18 protein-coding genes and 1 tRNA gene are annotated in these 25,846 nt (G+C 37.0%); 10 read left to right on the top strand and 9 right to left on the bottom strand.

Annotation, left to right across the window (positions count from 1 at the left end; translation table 11 throughout):
* Positions 1 to 69: 69 nt before the first annotated feature.
* From ABN763_RS10525 to ABN763_RS10510, 4 genes are all read left to right on the top strand, one after another.
* The gene (locus ABN763_RS10525) at positions 70 to 3,216 is read left to right on the top strand and encodes a carboxypeptidase regulatory-like domain-containing protein (RefSeq protein WP_410485421.1); all 3,147 of its coding nucleotides are present in this window, start codon (positions 70 to 72) and stop codon (positions 3,214 to 3,216) included.
* A 189-nt stretch (positions 3,217 to 3,405) separates the two neighbouring features.
* Complete coding sequence (locus tag ABN763_RS10520; protein WP_410485420.1) at positions 3,406 to 3,933, top strand: RNA polymerase sigma factor; 528 nt, start codon at positions 3,406 to 3,408, stop codon at positions 3,931 to 3,933.
* Positions 3,930 to 4,544, top strand: coding sequence for a HEAT repeat domain-containing protein (locus ABN763_RS10515; protein ID WP_410485419.1), 615 nt, complete (start codon positions 3,930 to 3,932; stop codon positions 4,542 to 4,544). The genes ABN763_RS10520 and ABN763_RS10515 overlap by 4 nt, the downstream gene beginning before the upstream one ends.
* A gap of 1 nt (position 4,545) precedes the next feature.
* Entirely contained in the window at positions 4,546 to 5,469 is a 924-nt protein-coding gene (locus tag ABN763_RS10510; protein ID WP_410485418.1) for a DUF4097 family beta strand repeat-containing protein, read from the top strand.
* Between the two features lie 158 nt (positions 5,470 to 5,627).
* On the opposite strand, the gene ABN763_RS10505 is transcribed toward ABN763_RS10510, so the two are convergent.
* From ABN763_RS10505 to ABN763_RS10490, 4 genes are all read right to left on the bottom strand, one after another.
* Complete coding sequence (locus ABN763_RS10505) at positions 5,628 to 7,094, bottom strand: glutamate synthase subunit beta (protein ID WP_410485417.1); 1,467 nt, start codon at positions 7,092 to 7,094, stop codon at positions 5,628 to 5,630.
* 10 nt (positions 7,095 to 7,104) lie between these two features.
* Positions 7,105 to 11,607: a glutamate synthase large subunit gene (gene gltB / locus ABN763_RS10500; RefSeq protein ID WP_410485416.1), complete on the bottom strand. Its 4,503-nt coding sequence runs from the start codon at positions 11,605 to 11,607 to the stop codon at positions 7,105 to 7,107.
* A 258-nt stretch (positions 11,608 to 11,865) separates the two neighbouring features.
* Positions 11,866 to 13,416: a long-chain-fatty-acid--CoA ligase gene (locus ABN763_RS10495; RefSeq protein WP_410485415.1), complete on the bottom strand. Its 1,551-nt coding sequence runs from the start codon at positions 13,414 to 13,416 to the stop codon at positions 11,866 to 11,868.
* Between the two features lie 115 nt (positions 13,417 to 13,531).
* Positions 13,532 to 14,674, bottom strand: coding sequence for an acyl-CoA dehydrogenase (locus ABN763_RS10490; RefSeq protein WP_410485414.1), 1,143 nt, complete (start codon positions 14,672 to 14,674; stop codon positions 13,532 to 13,534).
* Positions 14,675 to 14,972: 298 nt separating this feature from the next.
* On the opposite strand from ABN763_RS10490, the gene ABN763_RS10485 reads away from it, so the two are divergent.
* From ABN763_RS10485 to ABN763_RS10460, 6 genes are all read left to right on the top strand, one after another.
* Positions 14,973 to 16,199 (top strand): Glu/Leu/Phe/Val dehydrogenase dimerization domain-containing protein, encoded by a 1,227-nt coding sequence (locus tag ABN763_RS10485; protein WP_410485413.1) that lies wholly within the window; start codon positions 14,973 to 14,975, stop codon positions 16,197 to 16,199.
* Positions 16,200 to 16,220: 21 nt separating this feature from the next.
* Positions 16,221 to 17,693 (top strand): sodium/proton antiporter NhaB, encoded by a 1,473-nt coding sequence (nhaB, locus tag ABN763_RS10480; protein ID WP_410485412.1) that lies wholly within the window; start codon positions 16,221 to 16,223, stop codon positions 17,691 to 17,693.
* 64 nt (positions 17,694 to 17,757) lie between these two features.
* Entirely contained in the window at positions 17,758 to 18,453 is a 696-nt protein-coding gene (locus ABN763_RS10475; protein WP_410485411.1) for a MotA/TolQ/ExbB proton channel family protein, read from the top strand.
* A gap of 1 nt (position 18,454) precedes the next feature.
* On the top strand, positions 18,455 to 18,847 hold the full coding sequence (locus ABN763_RS10470) for an ExbD/TolR family protein (RefSeq protein WP_410485410.1): 393 nt from the start codon (positions 18,455 to 18,457) through the stop codon (positions 18,845 to 18,847).
* 130 nt (positions 18,848 to 18,977) lie between these two features.
* Complete coding sequence (locus ABN763_RS10465; protein WP_410485409.1) at positions 18,978 to 19,901, top strand: energy transducer TonB; 924 nt, start codon at positions 18,978 to 18,980, stop codon at positions 19,899 to 19,901.
* An 84-nt stretch (positions 19,902 to 19,985) separates the two neighbouring features.
* A complete protein-coding gene (locus tag ABN763_RS10460) occupies positions 19,986 to 21,158 on the top strand; it encodes a bifunctional folylpolyglutamate synthase/dihydrofolate synthase (protein WP_410485825.1) in 1,173 nt (390 codons plus the stop codon).
* Positions 21,159 to 21,925: 767 nt separating this feature from the next.
* Here the strand turns inward: ABN763_RS10460 and ABN763_RS10455 are convergent.
* The 5 genes from ABN763_RS10455 to ABN763_RS10435 all read right to left on the bottom strand — a co-directional run bounded on the left by ABN763_RS10455 (position 21,926) and on the right by ABN763_RS10435 (position 25,817).
* Positions 21,926 to 22,000 (bottom strand) — tRNA-Val (locus ABN763_RS10455).
* A 109-nt stretch (positions 22,001 to 22,109) separates the two neighbouring features.
* Entirely contained in the window at positions 22,110 to 23,132 is a 1,023-nt protein-coding gene (locus ABN763_RS10450) for a cytochrome d ubiquinol oxidase subunit II (protein WP_410485408.1), read from the bottom strand.
* A gap of 1 nt (position 23,133) precedes the next feature.
* On the bottom strand, positions 23,134 to 24,441 hold the full coding sequence (locus tag ABN763_RS10445) for a cytochrome ubiquinol oxidase subunit I (protein ID WP_410485407.1): 1,308 nt from the start codon (positions 24,439 to 24,441) through the stop codon (positions 23,134 to 23,136).
* Positions 24,442 to 24,566: 125 nt separating this feature from the next.
* Positions 24,567 to 25,157 carry a hypothetical protein gene (locus ABN763_RS10440; protein WP_410485406.1) on the bottom strand — a complete coding sequence of 197 codons (591 nt, stop codon included), beginning with the start codon at positions 25,155 to 25,157 and terminating at the stop codon, positions 24,567 to 24,569.
* A gap of 69 nt (positions 25,158 to 25,226) precedes the next feature.
* On the bottom strand, positions 25,227 to 25,817 hold the full coding sequence (locus ABN763_RS10435; protein WP_410485405.1) for a DinB family protein: 591 nt from the start codon (positions 25,815 to 25,817) through the stop codon (positions 25,227 to 25,229).
* Between the last annotated feature and the right edge of the window lie 29 nt (positions 25,818 to 25,846).

Below are 25,846 nucleotides of genomic sequence, written 5' to 3'. Positions count from 1 at the left end.
CTTTTTATGTAAGGTTGCTATATTTATCAAGACATATACACCCATTTTCTTTATACATAACACTACTTAATGTTCGATTTTTTGAAGAGGATATTCCTCGTTATTATTTTTTTACCCATATTCACTTTTTCCCAAGAAACCACAGGAACCCTTCAAGGCACAGTTAAAGATTCAAAAAACAACCCGATACCATTTGTCAATATTGTTGTTATTGATACTGAAACTAATTTCAAATACGGCACTATTACACAAGAAACAGGGTTTTATATTCTAAATAACCTACCTCCTTCAAATAGTTACCAAATAGCAGTAAGTTCAATTGGTTTTAGCTCAAAAAAACTGGGCGGTATCGCTATAAACTTAGGAACGGTTACCTATAAAGATTTTGTTTTAAATGAAGAAAACGTCACCTTAGAAGAAGTAGTACTAAGCGCCAATAACTCCAACAATCGACTTAAACAGGGAAACGAAGTGCTACTTGGTAATAAAAAATTAAATGAAACACCTACCATTTCTCGTGGTATTCAGGATTTAACTAAAAATCTCCCGGAAGCCAACCTAAATTCATTTGCCGGTGCCAGTAATCGATTTAACAATTTAAATATTGATGGTATTGCAAACAATGACATCATTGGCTTTCAAGAGCCAGCAAGTGGCGCATCAGGTTCTCAAGCAAATGGAACACCGGGAAGTTTGTCAAGATCCCAACCAATCGGTTTTGGCGCGATTAAGGAACTGTCAGTTAAAATTGCTCCTTTTGATGTAAGTATTGGGAATTTTAGTGGTGCCAACATCAACGTGGTTACAAAAAACGGAACTAATAAGTTTCAAGGAGAATTATATGCATTTGGAAACAACCAGACATTAATCGGTAGTTTTTCAGACGGTATTAAGCAAGAAGTAAGCAATTTCTATGACACACAATTTGGTGTTTCGATTGGCGGTGCGTTAAAAGAAGATGAACTTTTTTATTTCGTCAATTTTGAACAAGCCCTGGCTAAAATTCCCGTTTTAAATGCACCCGGTACTGCTACTTCAAATTTTTCATTAGATGTGGTAGAATCCATTGCTGATCATCTTATAAATAATTACAATTATGACCCTGGTACTTTTGGTGATGCTGCACTTGAAACATCAAGCACAAAACTTTTCGCAAGGCTCGATTACAACATATCTGATAAGCATAAACTAACGATAAGAAATAATTATGTAAAAAGTTTTACTGATAATTTAGAGAGAAATGCGTCTTTTCTAAACTTTGGCAATCAAGGATATCGGCATAATAGCACGGCAAACAGTTTGGCTGTAGAACTAAAATCGAATCTAACCAATAACACATCCAATGTGCTTTCGATAGGGTATAATACTGTAAAAGAAGGTAGAGATTTTGACGGGCGAGTTTTTCCACATATTCAAATTGCAGTTAATGCTTCTGACCGGATTTTTGCTGGCACCTATCGCGAGGCATCGGTTTATGGTACCGATTTTAGTACCGTTCAACTCTCTAATAAATTCACTTACATTAAAAACAATCACAGTTTTAAATTTGGTGGATTTGCACAATTAAATAATATCGACTACGGATTTTTGTCGGCATGGAACGGCCGTTGGGAATACCGATCTGTCGAAGACTTTTTAAATGACAATCCGAGACGAGTGCGTGGTGTGTATAATGTGAATAATAATAACTTCGATTTTGTGAGTAATACACCATCTGCCTCATTTAAAGTATTTGAAGGGGCTTTGTATGCTCAAGATAATTTTCGTGCTTCTGATCGGCTATCGCTTTCATTCGGTGTTCGACTTGATGCGCAATCCCTTCCTGAAGATCTACCGATAAGTCAAGAAGTTCAAAATACACCAGAATTTAGTCGTTTTGACAATAAACTATCGAAAGCACCACAGGTTAATCCCAGGTTTGGGTTTACGTATTTCTTAGATGACAATAGGACGTATAAACTGCGCGGAGGTACTGGATTATTTTCAGGTAGACTACCCTATTTATGGTTCGCCTATGTTGAATACATTTCCGGCACCAATTACTTTAATATCGATTTAAGACCGGATGGACCGCTACCGCTAACAGAAAATTTAGATGATTTAGTAGTACAACAACCGGGGCTAACAGAAATCAATTTGTTGGACACCAATTTTAAACTTCCCAGAGAGTGGAAGTCGAATATGGCGATCGACATTTCATTAAAAAACAATTGGAACTTTGGTTTAGAAGCCACATATACCGACATTGTTAATGGTATTTTCTTCCAATCGATTAACCGACGGAATGATATAGGAAATTTTGTGGGAGCCGATGATCGCCCTTACTTTTTACAAACGGGTGATGACATTAAAATCAACCCAAATTTCACCAATGTATTTTTATTAACCAATACCGACCAAGGATATCGCTATAATATCACGGCTTCTGTCAATAAAAAACTAAAAAACTACGATGGTTATCTAGGATATACTTACGGAAAAAGTAAAGACATTTCAAGTACTGTGCGCAGTAGTCCAGCAGCGAATTTCGAATGGAATCAGGCAGTTTCTGGAAACAATCCTAGCCTATCATTTTCTAATTTTGATTTAAGACATAAAATAGTTTCATCTCATTCATTTTCATACAATTTTAACGATGTAAACAATGTATTGGTCTCATTTTTATATGGTGGCCGTTCTGGTAGTCCTTTTTCATACGTGTATCAAGGTGATCCCAATAGAGATGGCTCTTCCCGAAACGATTTGATTTTTGTACCTAGCAACCAGAGTGAGATTAACTTAATTGATATAACCGACAGTAATGACGTAGTAATTACAACGGCTCAGCAACAATGGGAACAGTTGAATGCCTTTATTGAAAACGACAATTATCTTTCAGAGCGTAGGGGTCAGTTTGCCGAGCGCAATGGTGCACGCACTCCTTGGAATCATGAGTTAGATATGAAATTGTCGTATAATCGAAAACTAAAAAACGGAAAAGGCATCACCGTTTCATTAGATATGCTAAATGTGTTGAACTTTGTTAATCGAGATTGGGGTCGATTAGTTTTTGTACCAAATGTGGTGAATTCAAGTTTTAGCTTATTGCGTTTTGTCGATATTCAAAATGGTACTCCTCGATACACCTTCAACATTCCAGAAGGTACTACTCCCTGGGTAACGGATGCGCAAAACTCTAGATGGAGAGCCCAGTTGGGAGTGAAGTTTAGTTTTTAGATGGTTGAAGTCTTTTCAAGCAACTAATTTGAAAGTAAGCCAGTTTTTTAATAAGAATTTATAAACGTATTCGCGGTTTAAATAAATTACCAAACGCATCTTGTAGGATAGAATTCAATACAATTTTCATTTTTTTTTGAGACAAAAACGCATCTTAGTAGTTATTAGAATAAGAACTAAACAAACTTCTTGGAACAAACCGAACTAATTAAAGCGTGCAAAGCGAACAGCTATAAAGCCCAGATAGCAGTTTATGAGTTATACAAAGACATGCTTTATACGGTAAGTTCAAGAATAATTGGGAACGATGCAGATGCTCAAGATGTAGTTCATGACACTTTTATCAAAGCATTTAAATCAATTTCAACGGTTAGTGACGAATCAAGTTTAGGAAGTTGGCTCAAAAGAATTGTGATCAACCAATCGCTTGGCTTTTTAAAGAAAAACAACAGGATCAAATGGGTAACACTAGATAAAGAAATACCTGAAAAAATAGAGGTGCATTCGATGCCTAATTTGCAGATCGATAATGTCATGAATGCTATGGGTAAGTTAAAAGATAAATATCGGATCATTATTGTTTTGTATCTAATTGAAGAATATTCACATAGAGAAATTGCCCAAAAACTTGAGTTAAATGAAAGTACTGTTCGTAATCAGTATAAAAGAGGAAAAGAAATGCTGGCTAACATTTTAAAGGAATATAAACTATCATGAGTTTAGAAAAATATATAAAAGAGCAAAAAGATCAACTTCCCGAAAAAAAGATGCCTCCTGAAGCAAAAATCAATTTTGAACTGCTTTTAAATACTGAAATGCATTCCTCAGGAATTAGAAAAGTAATAATCCAAAAATGGCTGATTGCAGCAAGTGTCATTTTAGTAAGCAGTCTAGGTATAATTTTCATTAATAAGAAAAGAAAAGACGAAAAGTTGACCAAGCAGCTAGTATCTAGCATGGTAAATGAATCTACTAGTGTGCGATTAGAAGCTATTTATGAATATGAGGATACTTATAAAAAGGAAGATGATCGTTTGCTAAAAACACTTTTTGAACTGTTACATAAAGACAGTAATAACAATGTAAAAATCGCTGTCATCGATGCACTTTTAAAGTTTCCAAACAATGAGGCTATGCGATTACAATTGGTAAAAGCATTAGAAACAGAAGAAGAACCACTAGTGCAGTTAAAATTAATTGACGCTGTTATGAAATTAAAGGAAGAGCGCGCGGAAAAACCACTAAAAAAGTTAATAGAACAAAAGCAAACATTTCCTGAAGTAAAAGGAAACGCATCAATAGCAATGATCAATCTTAAAAACGAATAATATGAAAATCAAAACACTAATAGTAGTATACTTATTAATCTGCGCGACAGTGGTTGCAGAGGAGAAAAAGGAGATTTCTTTTAATAAGGGAACATTAAACCTATGCTTACAAACTACCGTGAAAATTAAAGGCTATGATGGTGACAAAATTATTATCGAAACAGACGGCAAAAAAAATTATCCAGGATTCGTATGGATGGTTCACAAAAATGATTCAATTTACAGACGAAACTATAATAGCAAATATGCTATTAAAAAAGCATCAAGGGGTCTTGAACAACTTGGAAATCTTAAGGTAAACCCAGACGACAATCCGTACTATAAATCTGCCAAAATCCACACTGCTGAAAAGAAAAAACAACGCTACTTGATTATTGAAGAAAGTAATGGCGTTATATCTTTGGTTGAGAAAATAATGGAAAAGCCTAGGGGCAACTATATCCTCGCAGGTAGGACTTTCGACATCCTGATTCCCAACTCATTAAAACTTCAATGGAACACTACTGAGTGTGAAAATCAAGAGTTGACAAGAAAGTTGTTTTGGCCGCCATCATTATGGTTAGAAGATTTTCAAGGTGAAGTTGAAATAACCACTGAAAATGGGAATATCATGTTGGAGGATGTCTCTGGTCCAATAACTGCAAATACACTGAATGGGAAAATTGAAGCGGAATTTAATAGTGTTCTTCCTTCTAATATTTCTTCATTAATTAGCCACGATGGATCGATTAAGATTGAGCTTCCGAAAAAATCCGAAGTTATCATTGATGCGACCGCATTCTCGATTTATAGCAACCTCGATTTTCAAATAAAATCGGAAGAAGTAAATGCGGGTAAGAAAAAAATGAAACTTCAGCTTAATAATGGCAAAACAAGAATGAAAGTGGACGCCGGTTATGGGAATATTTATTTAAGAAGAAATTAGATAAACCAAAGGATCTCTATACATTTTTTAGTTTTTCACTATCGTTCAAACCAAAAAACACTCGATCTAATGTGGCAAGAAAATTATCTGATTGAGTGTTTTTATTCTAGGGGGTTAGTACAGAATTTAATATAATATATCGAAATCCTTTCAACCAACTAAACTCTCGGCAAATCTCCTTCACCTTTTAATGGTAAGTTTGAATTCCCCATTAAATAAGCATCAACATGATGGGCCGCTTGACGACCTTCAGAAATTGCCCAAACAATAAGTGATTGTCCTCTCCTCATATCACCTGCCACGAAAACACCAGGAACATTCGTTTGATAGTCTCTTGCAGTTGCCTTAATATTGGTTCTAGGATCCATTTCCAATCCTAATTGCTCAGGCAAGGTTGATTCAGCTCCAGTAAAACCGAGCGCCAATAAAGCAAGATCGCAATCCCATTTCTTTTCGGTATTAGGCACTTCCTTTAACACTGGTCTTTTTCCTTCTTCTTTAATCCATTCTACTTCGCAAGTAACCAGACCCTTTAAATTTCCTTCTTCATCACCAACAAACTCTTTAGTACTAATACCCCAAAATCGCTCTGCACCTTCTTTATGCGATGTACTGGTACGCAAACGCATGGGCCAGAATGGCCAAGGCTGACCTTCAGGACGATCGGTGGTTCCTTTAACCATGATTTCAAAGTTCTTTACAGACTTCGCACCATGACGAATTGAAGTTCCTATACAGTCAGATCCCGTATCACCCCCACCGATAACAATTACATTTTTGTCTGTTGCCAAAATATCATCACCTTGATATTCAACACCATCTACTCTTCGATTATTTTGTGGCAGAAAATCCATTGCTTGTACAACACCTTTTAAGTGTGCACCTTTTATAGGCAGTTGGCGTTTAACAGTTGCTCCACCGCATAATACAATCGCGTCGAAATCAGATTGCAACTTTTCGACGGGGATATTTTTACCAATATGAGCATTTGTTTTAAATACGATTCCTTCCTCTTCTAAAATAGTCAAGCGACGATCGATCACATTTTTTTCCATTTTAAAATCCGGAATGCCATAGCGCAACAGTCCACCAACCTTCTCATCCCGTTCAAAAACAGTTACCAGATGTCCCGCGCGATTTAACTGTTGTGCTGCAGCCAATCCTGCCGGACCTGAACCTACAACGGCAACTTTTTTCCCTGTTCTGTTTTCTGGAACTTGCGCTGTGATCCATCCCTTGTTAAAGGCAGTCTCAACAATATTCTTTTCAATATTTTCTATAGAAACCGGATCCTCATTAATACCTAGCACGCACGCTTCTTCGCATGGCGCTGGACACAAACGTCCGGTAAACTCAGGGAAGTTATTGGTACTGTGCAAAATACTAGCTGCTTTTTCCCATTTTCCTTGATATACCGCATCGTTAAAATCAGGAATTAAATTGCCTAGCGGGCAACCACTGTGGCAAAATGGTATGCCACAATCCATACATCGTGCACCTTGATCCTTTAATTTCTTTTCAGCAAGTGGTACGGTAAATTCCTTGTAATTTTTAACACGTTCTTCAATTGCAACGTAGCCTTCATCAACCCTTTCAAATTCTAAAAATCCTGTTGTCTTTCCCATGTTCTTTTGATTAAGCTGTTTGCAATTTATCTTCTTCTAATCGTTTTAATGCCTGGCGGTATTCTTCAGGGAATACTTTTATAAATTTTGGCAGTACGGCTTCCCAATTTTCTAAAATTCGTTGCGCAAGTGGACTCATTGTTGCATTAAAATGATTTTCCACGTGGGCTTTTAATTCAGTTTTATCTTCACCTTCTACCGCAAGAAGGTTCAAGGTTTCTTTATTACACTGCTTTTCAAAAGTTCCATCTTCATCAAATACATAAGCGATACCACCGCTCATTCCTGCGCCAAAATTACGTCCTGTTTTTCCTAAAATTACTGCTATACCCCCCGTCATATATTCGCAACCATGGTCACCGATACCTTCAACAACCGCTGTAGCTCCTGAATTACGAACACAAAAACGTTCTCCCGCCTTACCGTTAATAAAGACCTCTCCCGCTGTTGCTCCATATAGCGCAACGTTACCGATAATAATATTGTCTTCAGGAACAATGGTCGATTCTTCCGGTACCTTTACAATTAATTTTGCCCCCGATAATCCTTTACCGATATAGTCATTGGTATTACCATTAACAATCATTGTTAGACCTTTGGTAGCGAATGCTCCAAAACTTTGTCCTGCGGCCCCAGTAAAATTCAGTTTTAATGTATTTTCTGGTAAGCCTTGCGCACCGTATATCTTAGATATCTCATTGCTCAAAATCGCGCCTACGGCTCTATCTGTATTGGTAATTTTAAGATCAAGCGTTGTTTTTTCTTTTCTGAATAACGCTGGATGCGCTTGTTCTATAATATCAAAATCAATGGATTTCGACAATTGATGGTCTTGTTTTTGTGTATTATAAATATCAACACCTTCATGAACAATCGGTTGATGTAAAATTGGTGTTAAGTCAATTCCTGCAGCTTTATAGTGCTCAATGGCTTTTTTACGATCTAGTTTCTGCACTTGCCCTACCATTTCATCTACCGTTCTAAATCCTAGTTTCGCCATAATTTGACGTAATTCTTCAGCGACGAAATACATATAATTAACTACATGCTCAGGCTTGCCTTTAAATTTCTTTCTAAGCTCAGGATTTTGAGTAGCAATACCAACCGGACAAGTATTTAAATGACATACGCGCATCATAATACAACCCGATGCTACTAGAGGTGCCGTTGCAAATCCGAATTCTTCTGCTCCTAACAAGCATGCAATCGCAACATCACGTCCCGTTTTTAACTGACCGTCAACCTCAACCACCACTCGACTTCGTAGATCGTTCATCACTAGTGTTTGCTGTGCTTCAGCAATACCAAGTTCCCAAGGCAATCCAGCGTGTTTTAAAGAGGTTAAAGGCGATGCACCCGTACCACCATCAAAACCAGATATTAAGACCACATCAGCTTTTGCTTTTGCTACCCCAGCCGCAACAGTTCCTACACCCACTTCACTTACCAATTTCACGTTGATTCGCGCTTCGCGGTTGGCCGACTTTAAATCGTAGATTAATTGCGATAAATCTTCAATTGAATAGATATCGTGATGCGGTGGTGGAGAAATTAGCCCAACATATGGAGTTGAATTTCTTGTTTTAGCAATCTCGGGGTTTACCTTTGGCCCAGGTAATTGCCCTCCCTCTCCGGGTTTTGCTCCTTGAGCCATTTTAATTTGAATCTCTTGAGCATTGGTCAAATAATTAGACGTAACACCAAATCGACCCGAAGCGACCTGCTTAATAGCACTGTTACGCCAATCGCCGGTGGCGTCTTTGTAAAAACGCTCTGCATTTTCACCACCCTCGCCAGAGTTACTTTTACCACCAATCCGGTTCATTGCAACTGCAAGGTTTTCGTGTGCTTCTTTACTGATGGAACCATAGGACATCGCCCCAGTTTTAAAACGCTTTACAATCTCTGTCCACGGTTCGACTTCTTCTAAAGGAATTGGATCGTAATTAGAAAACTCAAACAAACCGCGAATAGTCATCAAATTCTTTGCTTGGTCATTCACCAAAGCTGAGTATTCCTTATATGACTTAGGATCATTTCGTCTAACGGAATCTTGAAGTTTTGCAACCGTTAACGGGTTGAACATATGTTTCTCTCCATTTCGTCTCCAACGATACTCCCCACCGGCTTCTAAATCTAGGCTTGCAGCAACATTGGATGCACCATATGCCTTATGATGACGTTTGGTAATCTCACGTTCCAATTCGTATAAACCAATTCCTTCAATGCGTGTTGGAGTATTGGGAAAGTACTTATCAACAGTAATTGTATTTAAACCAATACACTCAAACAATTGTGAGCTTCGGTAGGAATTTAAAGTAGAAATACCAATTTTATTCATCACCTTTAAAATACCTTTGCCAACCGCTTTGTTATAATTTTTTATTGCTTCATTAAAAGTGACTCCCTCTAAATTACCTTCTTCAATTTGCTTTGAAATAGTTTCATTAACCATATATGGGTTGATGGCACTCGCGCCATACCCAAATAACAAAGCAAAATGATGTACCTCTCTCGGTTCTGCAGATTCTAAGATAATACTCATTCTAGAGCGTTTTCCTATTTTTTGCAATCCGCTGTTGACAAAAGAACAAGCTAATAATGCAGGAATTGGCGCCTTATCTTCACTTACATTTCTATCAGATAAAATAAGAATATTAGTCCCTTCATCAATTGCCTTAGAGGTTTGTTTCAAAACTGCATCGAGTGCTTCCTCTAATCCGTTCAATCCCTTTTTCGCATCATATAAAATAGGAATAGAGGTCACCTTAAAGTCTAGATTTTGATAGCTTTTTATCTTATCAAGGTCTTCTTTAGAGATTACGGGATTTTGAATTTTAAGTTTTTTACAATGTGCTTCACTTAAGTCAAAAATGTTGTGATCTGATCCCAAAGTAAGGCTAATATCAGTAATTAACTCTTCGCGAATACCATCTAAGGGTGGGTTGGTAACTTGGGCGAAAAGTTGTTTAAAATAATTATAAACCAGTTGCGGTCTTTCTGACAATACAGCAATTGGGGTATCAGAGCCCATAGAACCAATAGGTTCTTTTCCGGTTTTGGCCATTGGAAGAATAATGGTATTAATATCTTCTTGGGTATAACCAAAAACTGTTTGACGTTTCTCAAGCGGAGCTTCGTCTAAAAAGAGCGGACAATCGTTGTAGGGTATATCTTTTAAATGAACAAGGTTTTTGTCTAACCATTTTCTGTAGGGGTGCTTAGAAGCAATAGCCTCTTTAACTTCTTGATCATTTACAATACGACCCTCTTCCATATTCACTAAGAACATTCGTCCAGGCTCTAGTCGACCATGGCTAGCAACATTATCAGGAGCAATATCAACAACCCCAGTTTCTGACGACATGATCACATATCCATCCTTCGTGACCGAGTAGCGAGATGGTCGTAAGCCATTTCGATCTAAAACAGCTCCAATATAGTTACCATCGGTAAATGGTATAGAGGCCGGGCCATCCCAAGGCTCCATCCCGCAAGAATTATATTCGTAAAACGCTCGTTTTGAATCCGACATATCAGGATTTTTCTCCCATGCTTCAGGCACCAACATCATCATTACCTCTGGTAGTGACCGACCTGTCATTAACAATAATTCGACTACCATATCCATAGAAGCTGAGTCTGACTTTTTAGGGAGCACTACGGGTAGTATTTTTTTAATATCATTACCAAACCAATCACTTTCTAACAATTCTTCTCTAGAGCGCATTCTAGTAATATTACCTCTCAACGTATTAATCTCACCGTTGTGGCACATATATCGAAAAGGCTGAGCGAGATCCCACGTCGGGAAGGTGTTAGTTGAAAAACGCTGATGTACTAATGCCAGTCTTGTTACAACACGTGGATCTAGCAGATCACTATAGTACAGTTTAATATCTTCAGGCAATAAAAGGCCTTTAAAAATTAAGGTTTTAGTTGAAAGACTTGGTAAGTAGAAGAAATCAGACTCAGATAATTTTGAACCGTAAATTTCATGTTCAGTTAGTTTTCTGGCTATGAACAGTTTTAAATTAAATTGAAAATCGTCTTGATCAACATTTTCTTTTCCTATAAATATTTGCTTTATAAAAGGCTCCGTAGTTGCAGCAATAGCACCAATATGCGCCGGTTTTACTGGTACATCTCTCCAGCCGATAAGGTGTAAACCTTTAGCTGCTATGTGTTTTTCAAATACATCGATACAAAAGTTACGTTGATTTTCTTTTTTTGGTAAGAAAACATTGCTCACAGCATACTGACCAAATTCCGGAAGCTTAAAGTCACATTCATCCACAAAAAATTCATGTGGAATATCAACTAAAATTCCAGCCCCATCACCAGTTTTACCATCAGCACTTACAGCACCTCTATGTTCCAGTTTTTCTAGAATTTCAAGCGCCTTATGAATAATATCATTTGACTTTTTCCCTTCTAGGCTACAAATAAATCCTGCACCACAATTATCGTGTTCAAATTCCGGTAAATACAACCCCTGTTTTTCGAGCTTCATTTTGCACATTTTAAACGAAAATACAAGAATGGATAACAATATTTTAACGATTAGATCACTTCGTTGACTAAAATGTATTGTTAGTAAAAAAAGGATATCAATAATGAAAAATCACCATTTTACAGGGGGGTAAATTTTGAAATTGATAATGAGTTAAATCTATTTTTCAATTAGCGAGTTAAGGATATCACTTTAATAAAGTCAAAACAAAATTTTATAACACTTCATAAAATGAAAAAGCCGAACAGCCAAATAGAATCATAGTTTGCGAAGTTCTTTTTTCAATATTTTACCGGTAGCACTCATTGGTAGCGACTTGGCAAATTCAATAACACGAGGATATTTGTATGAAGCTATTTTTTCCTTTGTCCATTCTGAAAGTGTCTCTGCGCTAAGTTCAGCTCCGTCATTTAGCACGACATGAGCCTTAATTTCTTCTCCCATTTTTTCATCCGGAATACCAACAACAGCAACCATTGAAATAGCAGGGTGCTTCATCATCACTTCCTCAACTTCCCTAGGGTATACATTAAGTCCGCCCCTAATGATCATATCTTTGGTTCTATCAACAATAAAGAAAAATCCATCTTCATCTTTAAGGGCTATATCACCTGATTGCAACCACCCGTCTTTGATAGCATTTTTGGTAGCTTGAGGATTATTATAATAGCCTTTCATCACGTTGTGACCTTTGTAAACCAACTGACCTTTTTCTCCTTCAGGAAGTTCTATACCTTTGTCATCGACAACTTTAATTTGCACGCCCCAAACAGGTGTACCAATGGAGCCTGCTTTTCTTCCCACATCAAATTGATTAAAAGACACTACTGGCGAACCTTCTGACATGCCGTATCCCTCAAGAATTTTAACATTAAAATGGGCTTCGAATTTATCGAGTACTGCAACGGGTAAAGAAGCTCCTCCAGAGACACACATTCTCAACTTTTTGGTTATCGCACTCAAGTCTCTTTTATTTGCATCTAAGTAACTATTAAGCCCCCAATACATCGTTGGCACTCCTGCAAAAAATGTGATTTCGTGCTTTTCTAATAACTCTAAAACAGTTTTCGCTTCAAAACGAGGTAGTAATATGGAAGTAACTCCTTTGTAAATACTCACGTTCATCTGTACTGTCATGGCAAAAATGTGAAACAACGGCAACACAATTAGCATTTTATCATTTTGGGTTGTATTAAAAAGATCAGCGCATAAAATTGTATTCTGCATCAGGTTGGAATGTGTCAATTCTGCTCCTTTTGGCCTACCTGTAGTTCCGGAAGTATACACGATTACGGCTGTATCGCTTGCTTTTGTTGCTACCGTATCAAACTCTGGAGATTGACCTTGCATTAATGACCCCAAAGTTTCAGTATTTTCTATTGCTGATTGCATTTCAGGTTTTGGCATAATAGTAAAAAAATGTCTACAGTCTTGAGTAGCATCAAATGCCTGATAACCCATTTTCCCCATAGGAAGCTCATCACTACCAATAAAACAGAAATAGGCCTTTGCATCACTATTTTCAAGATGGTATTGTATCTCATCGGTTTTCAGTAATACGCTTAGTGGAACAACGACCGCCCCTGCTTTTAAAATACCATTATAAATTATTGGAAAATAAGGCAGATTAAAGCAACTTAAGGCCACTTTATCTCCAGGCTTAATTCCTTTATCAACCAAACCATTTGCTACTTGATTAGCTGCAGTATTTACTTGAGAAAAACTCAAGCTAGTATCCATAAATGTGAAAGCTGTTTTATTTGAAAACTTACGTGCGCTGTCTTCAAGTAATACTGATAGGTTTAGCATAATTTACAATCGATTAATGGTAGTATTGTTTGTATTGGTAAGGTATCAAATAAATTTATAAATGAAAAAACCCTAACCATTAGGTTAGGGTTTCTATTTCATGATTAGTACGATTTTATTCTTTCAAGATTGCTCTTGAAATAACGATTTTCTGAATTTCAGAAGTCCCCTCATAAATTTGTGTAATCTTAGCATCACGCATTAAACGCTCTACATGATACTCTTTAACAAAACCATTGCCCCCATGTACCTGAACAGCTTCTACGGTAACTTCCATGGCTACTTGCGAAGCATAAAGCTTCGCCATCGCTCCAGAAAGATCGTAATTTTCATGGTTATCTTTATCACGTGCTGCCTTATACACCAACATTCTTGCCGCTTCAATTTGCGTATGCATATCGGCTAGTTTAAAAGCAATCGCCTGGTGATTCATAATTTCAGTGCCAAACGCCTTTCGTTCCTTTGAATATTTTTTGGCTAATTCATAGGCTCCGGCTGCAATTCCTAATGCCTGTGCAGCAATACCAATTCGTCCTCCAGCCAAGGTTTTCATTGCGAACTTGAATCCGAAACCGTCTTCTCCAATTCTATTTTCTTTTGGGACTTTTACATCATTAAAAATCAGTGAGTGGGTATCACTACCTCTTATTCCTAATTTATCTTCCTTTGGTCCGATTTCAAAACCTTCCCAACCTTTTTCAACAATAAAAGCATTAATCCCTCTATGTTTCTTTTCCCGATCTGTTTGGGCAATTACCAAATAAAAATCTGAAGTACCTCCATTGGTGATCCAGTTTTTAGTACCATTTAAGATATAGTGATCTCCTTTATCAATCGCTGTTGTCTTTTGAGAAGTTGCATCACTTCCAGCTTCTGGTTCTGATAAGCAAAATGCCCCAATTGATTCGCCCGTAGTTAATTTAGTAAGGTACTTTTCTTTTTGCTCTGGCGAACCGTAGGTATCTAGACCCCAACAAACTAATGAATTATTAACTGACATAACTACCGAGGCTGATGCATCGATCTTTGATATCTCTTCCATCGCCAATACATATGAAAGTGTATCCATACCGCCACCACCGTATTCGGTAGAAGCCATCATTCCCAAAAAGCCAAGCTCTCCCATTTTCTTAATCTGTTCTGTAGGAAAACGTTGTTCATTGTCACGTTCGATGACACCATCAAGTAATTCCGCCTTTGCAAAATCGCGCGCGGCGTCGCGAATCATTATATGTTCTTCAGTTAAATTAAAATCCATTTAAATACGTCTTTATTTCTATTTTAAAAAGTGGTGCAAAGATACCTTTTAAAACCTAAATTTCAATTTAAAAATCTCATTTTTAAACCTTGCTTTTGTTTAACGAAAACGTTAAAACACTGGTATCTTGGTTATTCTTAAAAATGAGTTGAAACCTCGTTTTATAGTTTTATATATTTGCATCATTCTTCATGTAATTAATTTGAAAATATGGATCAGCTTTAACCCCACTTGGGGATCTATTTACACTATTTCGACAGTACTACTTTTCTATTTATTCAAATTAACTTAAAACTAAATGAAAGAACTTTTACAAAAATTCGAAGATAAATCACCAGAGATCGTTTTCCACTGGAATGATGCTGAGACAGAAGCTGAGGGCTGGACAGTAATTAATTCGCTGCGGGGCGGCGCTGCAGGTGGTGGCACTCGTATGCGAGTAGGCCTAGATAAAAATGAAGTGCTCTCACTTGCGAAAACAATGGAAGTGAAATTTACTGTATCTGGACCTGCCATTGGAGGCGCTAAATCTGGCATCAACTTCGATCCCGCTGATCCTCGTAAAGAAGGTGTTTTGAAACGCTGGTATAAGGCTGTTTCCCCTTTACTTAAAAGCTACTACGGTACTGGCGGTGATCTAAATGTTGACGAGATACATGAGGTGATTCCTATTACGGAAGCTTCGGGCGTATGGCACCCACAAGAAGGTGTTTTTAATGGCCATTTTAAACCTACTGAAGCTGATAAAATCAATAGAATTGGTCAACTAAGACAAGGAGTTATCAAAGTAATTGAGAACCCAATATTCTCTCCTGATGTTGACAGAAAATATACTGTTGCTGATATGATCACTGGATATGGTGTTGCTGTAGCAGCTAAAAACTATTACGACATATATGGGGGTACTATCAAAGGTAAAAAAGCAATAGTACAAGGCTTTGGTAACGTCGGTTCTGCTGCAGCTTTTTATTTAGCTCAAATGGGCGCAAAGGTTGTTGGAATTATAGATCGTGTTGGTGGTATAATTAATGAAGATGGCTTTTCCTTTGAAGAAATTACGCAGCTTTTCCTAAACAAAGATGGTAACACTTTGGTAGCAGAAAACATGATTCCCTTTAATGACATTAATAAACGTATTTGGGGGTTACATACTGAGATATTTGCTCCTTGTGCCGCATCAAGACTCATAACTAAAGATCAAATATCTCAAATGATCAATTCTGGATTAGAAGTCATTTCATGCGGCGCCAATGTACCTTTTGCGGATAAGGAGATTTTCTTTGGCCCCATTATGGAATATACTGATGAGCGGGTAAGTTTAATCCCTGATTTTATTTCTAACTGTGGAATGGCGCGGGTATTTGCTTATTTTATGGAACGAAAAGTTCAAATGACCGATGAAGCTATATTCAATGATACCGAACAAATCATTAAACAAGCCATTCAAAATGCCTTTGAGACGAATAGCTCAAAAACAAATATAAGTAGCACCGCTTTCGAAATTGCATTAAAACAACTAATTTAGATTTTCATAAACCAACTGACTATGTTCAAAAGTTTCCTAGGCAATAGCCCAAGATGGTTCAAACTAACCATGATTGGATTTATCATTTTCAACATTCTTTCATTTTTTGTACTGGGAAAAACAATTACCGCTTGGATTTTTATTGGTGAGTTTATTTTCACCTTGGCCATGGCCCTTAAGTGTTATCCTTTACAATCAGGCGGATTATTAGCCATACAGGTATTAGCACTTGGCCTTACAAGCCCTGAAGCTGCTTATCATGAAGTAGATCAAAATTTAGAAGTTGTATTACTTCTTGTATTCATGGTAGCGGGTATTTATTTTATGAAACCGTTACTAATGTTCATTTTTAGTAAAGCATTTACCAAGATAAAATCAAAGCTAGTACTGTCTTTGTTATTTGTTTTTCTAGCAGCAGTGTTATCTGCCTTTTTAGATGCACTAACGGTTACTGCGGTATTAATAAGTGTTGCTGTCGGTTTTTATGGGGTATATCACAAAATACATTCGAGCGCAACTGCTGATTATGATGAGGATAACATTTTAGATAGAAAAGCACTAAGCGGAGAAACTTTAGAAAAGTTTAGAAGCTTTTTAAGGAGTTTGGTAATGCACGGCGTAGTAGGTACCGCTTTAGGGGGTGTTTGTACTTTGGTGGGTGAGCCACAGAACTTATTGATAGGAGAACGAATGGGTTGGGATTTTATCCAGTTTTTCTTACAAATGATGCCTATTACACTACCGGTCCTAGGAGCTGGTCTTCTTACAACGGTATTCTTAGAAAAAACTAAAACTTTTGGTTTTGGTGAAAAAATGCCGGATGTGGCTAGAAGAATTATTGAAAAATACACCGAAGAAGAAGATGAAAAACGAACGGAACGCGAACGCTTTGGACTTATTATACAGGGAATTTCGGCCATTTTGTTAATTGCTGGGTTAGCACTTCACATAGCACCCGTAGGTTTTATTGGATTAGGTCTTATTATTGTACAAACTGCATTTATGGGAATCACTGAAGAGCATAGCTTAGGCCCTGCCTTTGAAGAAGCGCTTCCATTTACTGGCTTATTAGTGGTCTTTTTCGTAATTGTTGCGATGATTCATGACCAACACTTATTTAAACCAATTATTGATTGGGCGCTAGAACTACCAGTTTCGCAACAACCTTCGATGTTCTATGCTGCAAATGGTATTTTGTCGATGATTAGCGATAATGTATTTGTTGCCACGGTGTATATAGGAGAAGTACAACAAGCCTTTCAAAATGGTATAATTGATAGAGAACAGTTCGAAAAATTAGCCATTGCAATTAATACAGGTACAAATTTACCAAGTGTAGCGACACCTAATGGTCAAGCAGCCTTTTTATTTCTGTTGACTTCATCATTGGCACCTTTAATCAAATTATCGTATGGTAAAATGGTAAAAATGGCACTTCCGTACACCATAGTTTTAGGTGGTGTTGGCTTAGCAGGAGTAATTTTCTTCTTATAAAAATCGTCATATACTTTTGTGAATATATAGGCGTTATACGTAATAGATAATATAAAACTATATAATGCTAACAACTATTATTCAAGATAGTGCAAAAAAAGTATTGGAAGAAACTGGTACTGATCAGAAATCACTATCGATCATTGAACTTATTAGTGAAGGTGAGACCTCAGGTCAAATCATTATTCTCATCCTTTTTGTATTACTACTGTTTGCCTGCTATATCTATTTTGAACGCATTTTAGCTATTAAAGCAGCATCAAAAGTAGATCCTAATTTTATGAATCAGATAAAGGATCATGTTAGCAGTGGTAAAATTGATGCAGCGCTTATTTTGTGCGCACAGGAAGATTCGCCTGTATCCAGGCTTATTGCAAAAGGATTAAACCGAATTGGAAAACCGTTGTCTGATATTAACACTGCTATTGAAAATGCAGGACGATTAGAAGTTTATAAATTGGAGAAAAATGTAAGCATCCTTGCTACCATCTCAGGTGCTGCTCCTATGATTGGGTTTTTAGGAACCGTAATTGGGATGATCATCTCTATTTTCAACTTAGCAAATTCATCAACAGGAATTGACATACAAATACTTTCTGGCGGATTATATACCGCAATGACCACTACTGTTGCTGGATTAATTGTTGGTATTATAGGATATATAGCGTATAACCATTTGGTAACAAGAACGACTAAAGTGGTATATAGAATGGAGGCAAACTCTGTAGAATTTCTTGATTTATTAGAAGAACCTGCTTAGTATGAATATTAGAGGACAAAACAAAGTAACGCCAGAATTCAATATGTCATCAATGACGGATATTGTATTCCTACTGCTGATCTTTTTTATGCTTGCTTCTACCCTGGCCACAACTAGTGCCATTGATATTCTTCTTCCAGAAGCAAAGGGTAAAACCGAGAATAAAAAATCAGTTGCGGTAAGCATCACTAAAAATTTAGATTTTTATATAGATCAGAAGAAAGTGCGCACTAGTAGACTGGAAAGCGCCTTGATTGAGGCATTGAGTAATGTAGAAAATAAAAATATCGTTTTACGCGCAGAAGAATCGGTACCTGTTCAAAACGTAGTTCGGGTAATGGACATTGCAAATAGAAATAAGTTCAAAGTAATTCTTGCTGTAAAGCCGAAGTGAGTTTAGTTAACAATTAAACTGTCCCGAAAACTATGAAAATCTGGCAAGAAAATTGAGTGTTCCTTTTATAACATATGACTTTGGATCAAAAGCCTCCCTGGACATGAAAGGGTTGTGTTTAAAATAAAAAATGAGAGGATTTAAAACAAAATACGAAAAGCAATCAGCAGCCATTACAACAGTTATTGGTATTCTCATTTTGTTTTTATTGTTTTTCTACGTCACCTTAGATCCAGATGACATTCCTGTTGAATATGGAATGGAAGTGAATTTTGGTACTACCGATTTTGGGAGCGGTAGAAAACAGCCCAAACAAAAAATAAGACAGGCTCCTACTCCTAAAATTTCTGAACCCGAAAAGGTCGAAGAAATAAAACCCAAAGAAGAGATCAAACAGAGTGAGCCTGCAAAAGCTGCAGAAACCACAAAAGCAGAAAACGTTCTTACCCAAGAACAAGAAGAAGCGATTGCTCTTAAAAAAGCAGAAGAAGCAAAAAAACTCGCCGAGGCGGCAGAACGAAAAGCAAAAGCTGAGGCTGAACGTAAAGAGCGTGAAGAAGCCGAACGCAAGGAGCGTGAACGTCAAGCTGCTATCGCAAAGGCGAAAGCAGAGCAAGATGCTAAAAAGAAAAAATTGGATGCGCTCTTAGGTGGTGTCACCAATTCAGACGGGACAGATTCTGGCAGTGAAGGCAACGACAATACAGCTGGTGATAAAGGAAAAGAAACCGGTGATCCCAATGCTAGCGGATATTATGGCAAAGCAGGAAGCGGCAGAGGAGGTAACTACCAACTAGGTGGTAGAGCTCCATTATCAAGACCAAAACCAGAATATATATGCAATGAAGAAGGCATAGTTGTAGTCTCTATATCTGTTAACAGAAGCGGTAAGGTGATAAGTGCTACCGCAGGAGCAAGGGGCACTACCAATAGCGCTGCATGCCTATTGGACAAAGCCAAGGCGGCAGCATTAAAAACACGGTGGGAATCTGATAGCAATGCACCTGACAAACAAGTCGGAAAAATAATTTACAATTTTAAACTTACTGAGTAATTTAGCTGTGTAAACTTTTATACAAGTTTGAAACAGTATCCTACCTATCAAGAAACAATCCACTGGTTATTTAACCAACTTCCCATGTACCAAAAAGTGGGGAAAGTTGCATACAAAGCCGATCTGTCTAACATTCAACTGTTGGATGATCATTTAGAAAATCCACACTCAACATTCAAAACAATTCATGTAGGCGGCACCAATGGAAAGGGCTCAACAAGTCATATGATCGCCTCTATATTACAAGAAGCTGGTTACAAAGTTGGACTATACACATCACCTCATTTAAAAGATTTTAGAGAGCGAATCCGAATAAATGGTAAAATGGTCAGCAAGCAATTTGTAATAGGGTTTGTTAAACGCAACTGGGATTTTTTTGAGTGTCACCCACTATCGTTTTTTGAAATGACAGTAGGAATGGCATTCAATTATTTTGCAAAACAAAGGGTTGATATCGCGATAATTGAAGTTGGACTTGGAGGCCGCTTGGATTCGACAAATATTATAACGCCAGAAGTATCCGTTATTACCAATATTGGCTATGATCACACGGCATACTTAGGAAATACCTTAAAGGCCATTGCTACTGAAAAAGCAGGAATTATCAAGCGAAATATTCCGGTGGTCATTAGCGAATTGCAAAAAGAAACCATATCAGTATTTGAGGAGAAGGCTAATAAAACAAATTCTTTGATGGTCCTTGCTTCAAATTCTGTTGATAGAAATTATGAAACGGATTTGCTAGGATCATACCAACAAAAAAATAGCAAGGCAGCAGTAGCTACTATTCACCAGTTACAACAAAAAGGATACAAAATTTCTGAAAAACAAATTAAACAAGGTTTGCTTAACGTCGTTAAGAACACCAAGCTTCAAGGTCGGTGGCAAATACTTCAAAAAAATCCGACAGTTATTTGCGACACAGCGCATAATAAAGAAGGATTAAGCTTAGTACTTGATCAATTAAGAGAACAACCTTACAATCATCTCCACATTGTACTGGGCGTTGTAAAAGATAAAAACCTTAACAAGATCCTCCCACTTTTTCCAAAAGAAGCTCAATACTATTTCTGCGCGGCCCGTATTCCAAGAGCATTAGACGTAAATAAATTGTACAAGGAAGCAAGAAATATTGGACTCAATGGAAATAAATACCCCTCGGTTGAGGAAGCATATTTAGCTGCAAAAACAGCCGTAAAAGACAATGACCTCATTTTTATTGGTGGTAGCACTTTTGTCGTTGCAGAGATTCTATGATATGTGCTAGTGTGTTCTAGTATCGAAAGGTTTTTTATTTTGAGTTTATTCAAAGCAAAAAAACGATACCCGGGTTTCGATCGGGTTAGTTTACACTAATTCTTATACATTTACTATGATTTGAATCATTAAAATGAAAAAGGCCGCGTCTCCGAAGAAACACAGCCTTTTTTCCCAACCAAAAACCTAATGTAAATTTTAATAAAACCGATCAAACATCACTAAAATCGGTTTTTATATTTTTTTTGAAACCTACTGTTGAAAGGGGCATTTTCAATCAGTGTTTCTTTCTTATCGATTTACATATATAAAACAACTACCTACCCAAATACCCTACCTGTTTTTATATTTTTTTTGATTTTATTCAAGAACCGCTGTTTTTAAAAGGGTTAAGACCTATATTTTTTTTAGGGAGATAATCGCAAGTTGCTTTTCAAAGCCATTTGAATATTTAGGAAACCTAGAAAAAAGATTCTGTTGTTGCGCAAACATCCAAAAGCGAAACCACTACTGCAAATAGGATCCTATTTATACTTTTTCACGAAAAGTTAGGACAGTAACGGCCTTTAAGTCAAGGAAGAATGTGTGTTTAATAGGGATTCTTTTGCTCCGCAAAACATCCCTTGACGAAACCGCTACTGCAAATAGAATCCTCAGAATGCTAACGCATTCTAGTCTTTTTTCTTTTTTAAATATACCCAAGTAAACTTGATATATTTAAAAAAGAAAAATCCTGACACATTTCTGTATCAGGATTCTACTTGATGTGGGCGCGAAGGGATTCGAACCCCTGACCCCTTGGGTGTAAACCAAGTGCTCTGAACCAACTGAGCTACGCGCCCTAACTTAAGAAATAAACTTCTTTCCGTTAGCGGGTGCAAATATAATTTTGTTTTTGATTATGACAAAGAAATAAGAATAAATATTTGAAGTTTTTTACTGTACTTGACATCAATCTCTTTCTAAAATCTTTATCATTTTAAATGACTTAAAAAGATGAAAAAGTCCAGGCAAAATAATTAGTCCCCCTATGAGCAATGAAATACCTAATACATTAATCACCGCAGGCACCGCAATATTATCAGTAATACTTAGCACCCCTTTATTGGTAAACAATAAATTAGGATAATGGGTTACAATGGGTACAAACAATATGAAGACCACCTGAAATCCAGCAAGCAGTCTACTCAACACGCGTTTCTCATTCTTAATACACCACCACAAAGGAATTAATAGAATTGCCGATATAGCTGCCACTAATATTGCATAGTTGTTTGCGAAAAACGTTTTTACAAAGCCATTCGTATCTGTATAGCCAACTGCTAGTACTATAAAACCCACAAATACTACAAAAGCCGTCGATATTAATGCTTTTCTAACATATACAGGTCGATTACTCTTATCGGCTTCACCAATTAGTAATACCGATGCTAAAAAAGCACATAAGGCAGCAAAGAAAATACCGATCAATATTGAAAAAGTATTGAACCAAGCATTAATATAAAGTTCTTGAAAACTAAATTGCATATTATCAGCCCCTATGATGATTCTGCCTGACAAGCAAGCTCCAAAAGTTAATCCTAAGAATATGGGTGTCAGCAAACTTGATATTCGAAACATCCAATCATATACCTGCTGAGATTTATCCTTGAACGCATCATAGTGTCTAAATACAAACGCGACTCCGCGTAGTGTTATTCCTAATAAAACCAAGGTTAGTGGAATATGAAGATAGACCATTAAAACATTATAGTACTTTGGAAAAGCTATCCATAAAATAACGATCATCAAAATAATCCATATATGATTGGCTTCCCAAACCGGCCCCATCACCCGATATACCGTTTTTTTGGTGATATCTTGATTTTTCTTTGACGAAAATAGTTCTAAAATCCCAGCTCCAAAATCAGCCCCCGCCAGTATTACATATAGCAAAAAAGAAATAGCCAAAAAACACAAAACCACATAAATCATATCAACTAACTTCTTTTAAGTTTAAGGCCTTTATCTGGCGTATCATTAACCAACTTACAGCAATCGCAAGAGTTACGTAGAGGCACAAATACATATAAAAGCTCACGATTATGCCGGGAACCGGAGTAACAGCGTCTTTTGTTTTCATAACACCATGAATAATCCAAGGTTGCCGGCCTACTTCTGTCACTATCCAACCTGCTTCTAAGGCAATGAAGCCTGCAGGTGCTAAAAGAACAAATAGTAACCAAAATTTGGACTTAGCAAACCAGTTTTTCTTTTTATACATGCCAATAAAAAACAACACCCCAGCAAGGGCCAAAATAGTGCCTAGGCCTACCATAATTTGAAACGCATAATGGGTAATAGCAACATTTGGAATTTCATCTTCAGGAAAATCATTCAATCCTTTAACCACAGCATTAAAATCACCAAACGCGAGGAAAGAAAGAGCTTTGGGTATTTCAATCTTATAGTTCACCTCCTTGTTATCAGTGTCAACAATACCACCAATATAAAGAGGTGCCCCTTTAGTAGTCTCATAATGAGCCTCCATAGCTGCAAGCTTTACCGGCTGTCTTTCAGCGATATCTTTTGCAGAAAGATCACCACTGATTGGTTGAAGAATTGCGGCAATTGCACCAAAGGTAATTGCAATTTTGAAAGCTTTCTTGTGCAATTCTACATTTCGTTTTTTCAATATCTGAAAAGCATGAATACCGGCAACGGCAAATCCTGTAGCCGTAAATGCGGCCAACGTCATATGCAATGCTTGCGTAAACCATGCAGGATTTAATAATGCCTTGATCGGATCAACATTCAAGAACTCTCCATTAACAAAATTAAAACCTGAGGGGGCATTCATCCAACCATTAGCAGAAACCACTAAAATCCCTGAGGCGACTCCAGCCAAACCGACAATTATCCCTGTAAACCAATGAAACTTTTCTGGTATTTTATTCCAACCATATAAGTAAAACCCTAATGCAATCGCCTCCACAAAAAACGCCGCGCCTTCTAACGAAAAAGGCATCCCAATAATAGGTCCTGCATGTTCCATAAAACCTGGCCATAACAGACCAAGTTCAAATGACAAGGCTGTACCTGAAACCGCTCCTGTTACAAAAAAGATTGCAACACCTTTTTGCCAGGATTTAGTAAGTGTTAAGTAAATCGGATTTCTTGTTTTTAGCCATTTTCTATGGGATACAACCATAAAAAAAGGCATCACCATGCCAATACAAGCAAATACAATATGAAATATAAGTGTGAATGCCATTTGCAGCCTAGCTGCATCTAGATTATCCATATTTAAGGCATTAAAATTGGGAATTATAAAGATACGACCCAGCACGTTTATGCCCTATTTTTTATCCTTAAAAAGTGAGGTTTTCTATAAAATTAGTCTGTTATCAGTAGAAATAAGCTTGTCTATTACAGCGCTTCGTTTACCACAAAATTATATCTACCTAATTCGTCTTCTCCTTCGATATTGGAGATTATGAATATGGAGTAATACAGATCTCCTGTATTGGGACCATCAATATGGAAGGTCACCTGCTCATTAACTCCTGATTCAAAATAAAATGATCCGGGTTGCTTTAGTATAATACCAACTCGACCAGAATATTGCTCTTGAGATAAGTTCGTTATAAGAGAAACAATTCTTCCACTATCATAAGGGATGACCTCATCTGAAGAAACAATATCATCTTCTTCAATTATTAAGCTGGATTCTCCCTCAGGTAACTGTTGATTGAAAAAAAAGAAATCAGCAACTATATTTTGATTATTGGTTATTTCAAACAAATCTATCTGTTCATTGTTACTGTCAACAACTTTCACAGGAATTGATACATTAATCCATAAGGTATCATTTAAAGAATACTCTCTATTTTGATTATCAACCGATATTGCATTGGGAACACTAGTATTAATAGAAATTGGAGGATCTTCCTCAGGTCCGCATATAGCCGCTAAAAACGCCATGAGATATACAAAACAGTGAATCAGTAGGGATTTCATACATTATTATTGAGCAAAATTACTATCTATAGATAACGTTTTGATCCTAAGGTTGCGTGTTAATTATAGTTACTCTTTGGTAGTTCCTAAAAAGACATTGACCCCGGATTGAATAGGATTACCATTGGAACGACGCATAGTAACCACCTGTCCTGTGTGATAAATAGCATCAGCAATAGGCCCGTTTATCATATTCCAAAAAGGAAAGGCCGATTCTTGTTCACCTCTTTTAAAAATCACCTTCATCTTTGCCACATCATCAGCCGATTTCCCTTTTAGTTGCGTAGCGGCGTTGTTTAAGTTTTCCAAGGTCATTTTTCTAAGTTCGGCATAGCTATATTTGGTAAGGTCTTCTCCTCGAGTATTCACTGTATTTGAAGGCCCGTTTTTGATCACTGAAGATAAGCCATAAATATGTTGTAAGGTCTCCAACATATTTCTCGCATCATCGCTAGGTTTGTAAGCAAGATCATTCTCTTTTAAGTCTTTTGATGCCCAATAATAACGATGGCCTAATCCCTCTATCATTCTTGCTATTACATTTCCTGATGTAAAAGATTTTTCGGCCGGAGGGATTTGTTTAAGCGGTAACTCCGAAGATTGTGCAGACATACTATGAATCAATAGTGTTATGATTAAAAAGATGAGTGTATTTTTCATTTTCTCGTTTTGAATGCATTAAAGATACA

This window comes from Spongiivirga sp. MCCC 1A20706 (genome assembly GCF_046524175.1).
Taxonomy (GTDB): domain Bacteria; phylum Bacteroidota; class Bacteroidia; order Flavobacteriales; family Flavobacteriaceae; genus Spongiivirga.
This window is presented reverse-complemented; position numbering and strand designations above follow the sequence as displayed.